The organism is Microcystis aeruginosa LEGE 91341, from assembly GCF_015206885.1.
GTDB lineage: Bacteria > Cyanobacteriota > Cyanobacteriia > Cyanobacteriales > Microcystaceae > Microcystis > Microcystis aeruginosa_H.
In genome coordinates, this window is the sequence record NZ_JADEXY010000220.1 from 1 (window position 1) to 3632 (window position 3632).

Below are 3632 nucleotides of genomic sequence, written 5' to 3' on the forward strand. Positions count from 1 at the left end.
CCCCACTTCCCTATCCCCAAACCCTATCCCCTATTTCTTTAACCAATGACTGCCCAACTTTTAACCGCTTTAGTGGTATTTGTCCTCGCTTCCTTTGTCGGTTTCGAGGTAATCAATAAAGTCCCTCCCACTCTCCATACACCCCTGATGTCGGGAGCGAATGCAATTTCAGGTATCGCCGTTGTCGGTGCGCTCCTCATCGCCGGAGGCACGGATTGGCACGAATTAACCGTGATTTTAGGGTTAATTGCCGTTATTTTGGCGATGGTTAACGTGGTCGGTGGTTTTGTCGTTACCGATCGAATGCTGCAAATGTTCAAGAAAAAAGAGGCTAAATCATGAATAATGCCCTGATCACAGGGATCGAGTTATCCTATCTACTCGCCGCCATTTTATTTATCATCGGTCTTAAACAATTATCTTCCCCCGCTACTGCCCGTCAAGGCAATTTTCTGGCTGCCATCGGGATGCTAATCGCCGTTATTGCCACCTTAATCAATCAAGAAATCCTCAGCTATGGTTTAATCGCCGTGGCGTTGGTGATTGGCTCAATTATCGGCTTAGTTTCGGCGCAAAAAGTCCCGATGACAGCTATGCCCCAAATGGTGGCGATTTTTAACGGTTTAGGCGGTGCTGCCAGTGCTTTAATTGCCATGGGCGAATACTGGCGTTTACTGCAAAGTGGTGAAAATATTGCCTTTGACTCGATACTGATCGCTATTTTGGGTATATTGATCGGCGGTGTCACTTTTACTGGTAGTGTCCTCGCTTTTGCCAAATTACAGGAATTAATCAGTGGCGCACCCGTAACTTTTCCTTTCCAGCAACCCTTTAACATTCTCTTGCTACTCACCTTTTTAGGGGGTAGTGTCTATCTCTTTTTTGATCCCACCTCGATCGATGTTTTCCTGACTTTGGTGGGACTTTCCTTAATTTTCGGGGCTTTATTCGTGCTTCCCATCGGCGGCGGCGATATGCCCGTGGTTATCTCGCTCTTAAACTCTTTTTCGGGAATTGCCGCCAGCGTAGTCGGTTTTATCCTGATGAATAGTATGTTGATCATCGCCGGTGCTTTGGTGGGTGCGTCGGGGATTATCCTAACTCAGATCATGTGTAAAGCCATGAATCGATCGCTGGCTAGTGTACTATTTGGGGCATTTGGTACAGGTGCTAGTGCCGGAAGTGAAGCGAGCGCCACTTCTAGCCTTGATAAATCGGTTCATGCGATCGATTCAGAAGAAGGGGCAATGATGCTCGGTTATGCGCGTTCTGTGGTGATTGTACCCGGTTACGGCATGGCAGTAGCCCAAGCACAACACGCAGTGCGAGAATTGGCTGAACAGTTGGAAAAAAATGGCGTTGAGGTTAAATATGCTATTCACCCCGTGGCGGGAAGAATGCCAGGACACATGAATGTATTATTGGCCGAAGCTAATGTTCCCTATCCGCAGCTCTACGATATGGATGATATTAATCCTGAGTTTGAGCGCGTCGATGTGGCGTTAATTATCGGGGCGAATGATGTGGTTAATCCCGCTGCCCGTCATGATAAAGCTAGTCCGATTTACGGAATGCCGATTCTGGACGTGGATAAGGCACAGCACACGATCGTGATTAAGCGCAGTATGCGATCGGGTTTTGCCGGGGTAGAAAACGAATTATTCTACAATCCTAAAACCTTTATGCTCTTTGGTAGCGCTCAAGATGTGGTAGCACAATTAGTATCACAAGTCAAGGATTTGTCATAATTCTTAACAAATAGGACGGGGTGAAAACCCCGTCTTTTTTTTATCTGATTTTTCAGAGTTTAAAGATAATCAAGAACTAATTCCCCTTTGCTCACTTTTTCGGTAATTAAAGTTCTGACTAACTCTAATTCTTCCAGGGTCACTTTACCATCAGATCTCATAGCTAGGGTGATTCTTTCCCTTTCCCCTTGAGTGATCACGCCATCAACACTAGCCTGTTCGATAATAGCTCGCAACTTTTCTAGTTCCTGTTGTTCTTCGGCGGTTAATTCTACTTGATTAGGACGAGATATTTCCATAAAAATTTCTCCTTGAGTGATCAACACAAACTTGGTAATTTTTTCTAAGTAGTAGAACCCCTGGCAGTTATCCCCAGTCATGATCAGGAATCAGGGACGATGCCTAATCAGTTTACGCTTCATATTTGCTCGGAAACCCTCTTAACAAATACGTTTGTATTAAGAAACATTAATAAAGCTGAGAGCCTTGACTATTGCCTCTGGGTTATTCCCTTGCCTCACGGTTAACTTTAAATTTGTTCGACCACTTAGAGTTGGCGAATACATTATAGCAGTTATCTTAATGGTGAGAGAAACGCTGTAGTATAACTTTGTGTCTTTGTACTTGAGGAAAAAAGCTGTCTTGTCCGCTCCAGAAACTAGGTTAATTTAATCTAATTCCACCGCAAGGCTCGCAATTTTGCCTCTAGCATTTGCCCTCGTTGTTCAGCCGTTTCTGACCGTTTTTGCCCTTGCTTGAGTTTCTTTCCTAACTCTACAAAAGTCAAAAATCCCTCGCCATCCGGTTGACAAATCTGACAATCTTCTGCGGATAAAAGAGGACTAAACCAATTATCCATCACCTCGATAATTTCTAGGTTAGACTTCCTAGCTTGCCAATCGCTAAGATGATTGCGAACGGGATCCTAAAGATAGTATTCCAAGACTCCGTATTTCTGATAGACATCTAACTTTTTGATCATTTCTTTCCAAGATACGGTTCCGAATGGGAGGGGATGGGGGCGACTCTATTCTCGACCCCTAATAATTTCCCTGTTACTATCATTTTTATCTAGCCGACGGCTGACCGCTTCAAGATCATTGATCACTAAAATCACCGCGACGTTGGATCAGATCTGAGGGGCTAAGATTGGAGACGAAATTGCGAAAAGCTTGACGTTCCTCTTCATCTGCGTCACGATCAACAGGAATAGAAGCAGAAGCGATCACTTCTTCCATTACCCAGATAGGACTGTTGGTACGCAGGGCAATAGCGATCGCATCACTGGGACGACAATCGATTTCTTTTTTGACTTCGCCCCGCTGGAGACAGAGAACGGCATAAAAAGTATTGTCTTGGAGAGAATGGATGATAATCTTTTCTAAATCCATGTCCCAAGCTTTAAAAATATTAGCGATCAAATCGTGGGTAAGAGGACGAGGGGGTCTTTGTTGTTCGAGGACGGTGATAATAGCCTTAGCCTGATCTTGTCCGATGTAGATAGGTAGGGCGCGACGCTCGGAACCATCCTTCAGCAGTACAATGGGACTGCGAGTGATAGCGTCTAGGGCAATTCCAGCGACTTTCATTTCGATCATGACTAATGGCTTCTCCAAGATAGAGATTCAGCTAGGGAAGGAGTGGGAAAGCAACCTGAATAACATAGTGCTTCGTTACACTCACAGTATGCCCTAAGATGGCAGGGATTAGCCTTATCTTTAATGAAAAAAATACATCAGCTGCCGTCAGGCTTGAATCAGTGATCAGTAATCAGTAATCAGTGATCAGTATTCTCCGAGTCGGGAATCAGTATTCTCCGAGTCAGTATTCAGGAGATTGCTTTTATTTATTCTCCAGCACACCCCACACCCCACACCCCACACC

The 3632-nt window shown here is 44.8% G+C and carries 5 protein-coding genes; 2 read left to right on the top strand and 3 right to left on the bottom strand.

All coding sequences use genetic code 11. The features are described from left to right. Nucleotides 1-45: 45 nt before the first annotated feature. Both IQ234_RS20160 and IQ234_RS20165 read left to right on the top strand, forming a co-directional pair. Complete coding sequence (locus tag IQ234_RS20160) at nt 46-342, top strand: NAD(P) transhydrogenase subunit alpha (RefSeq protein ID WP_002733247.1); 297 nt, start codon at nt 46-48, stop codon at nt 340-342. Continuing rightward, nucleotides 339-1748 (top strand): NAD(P)(+) transhydrogenase (Re/Si-specific) subunit beta, encoded by a 1410-nt coding sequence (locus tag IQ234_RS20165; RefSeq protein ID WP_193958381.1) that lies wholly within the window; start codon nt 339-341, stop codon nt 1746-1748. Before IQ234_RS20160 ends, IQ234_RS20165 begins: the two co-directional genes overlap by 4 nt. Before the next feature lie 59 nt (nt 1749-1807). On the opposite strand, the gene IQ234_RS20170 is transcribed toward IQ234_RS20165, so the two are convergent. The 3 genes from IQ234_RS20170 to IQ234_RS20180 all read right to left on the bottom strand — a co-directional run bounded on the left by IQ234_RS20170 (nt 1808) and on the right by IQ234_RS20180 (nt 3346). Further along, complete coding sequence (locus IQ234_RS20170) at nt 1808-2047, bottom strand: hypothetical protein (RefSeq protein WP_193958382.1); 240 nt, start codon at nt 2045-2047, stop codon at nt 1808-1810. Between the two features lie 374 nt (nt 2048-2421). Further along, entirely contained in the window at nt 2422-2607 is a 186-nt protein-coding gene (locus IQ234_RS20175) for a hypothetical protein (RefSeq protein WP_193958383.1), read from the bottom strand. 238 nt (nt 2608-2845) lie between these two features. After that, complete coding sequence (locus tag IQ234_RS20180; protein WP_002736902.1) at nt 2846-3346, bottom strand: bifunctional nuclease family protein; 501 nt, start codon at nt 3344-3346, stop codon at nt 2846-2848. Between the last annotated feature and the right edge of the window lie 286 nt (nt 3347-3632).

Excerpts from the sequence above, each read along its gene's own strand:
- IQ234_RS20160 (WP_002733247.1), top strand. The coding sequence starts at position 46 with ATGACTGCCCAACTTTTAACCGCTTTAGTGGTATTTGTCCTCGCTTCC.
- IQ234_RS20165 (WP_193958381.1), top strand. The coding sequence starts at position 339 with ATGAATAATGCCCTGATCACAGGGATCGAGTTATCCTATCTACTCGCC.
- IQ234_RS20170 (WP_193958382.1), bottom strand. The coding sequence starts at position 2,047 with ATGGAAATATCTCGTCCTAATCAAGTAGAATTAACCGCCGAAGAACAA.
- IQ234_RS20175 (WP_193958383.1), bottom strand. The coding sequence starts at position 2,607 with ATGGATAATTGGTTTAGTCCTCTTTTATCCGCAGAAGATTGTCAGATT.
- IQ234_RS20180 (WP_002736902.1), bottom strand. The coding sequence starts at position 3,346 with ATGATCGAAATGAAAGTCGCTGGAATTGCCCTAGACGCTATCACTCGC.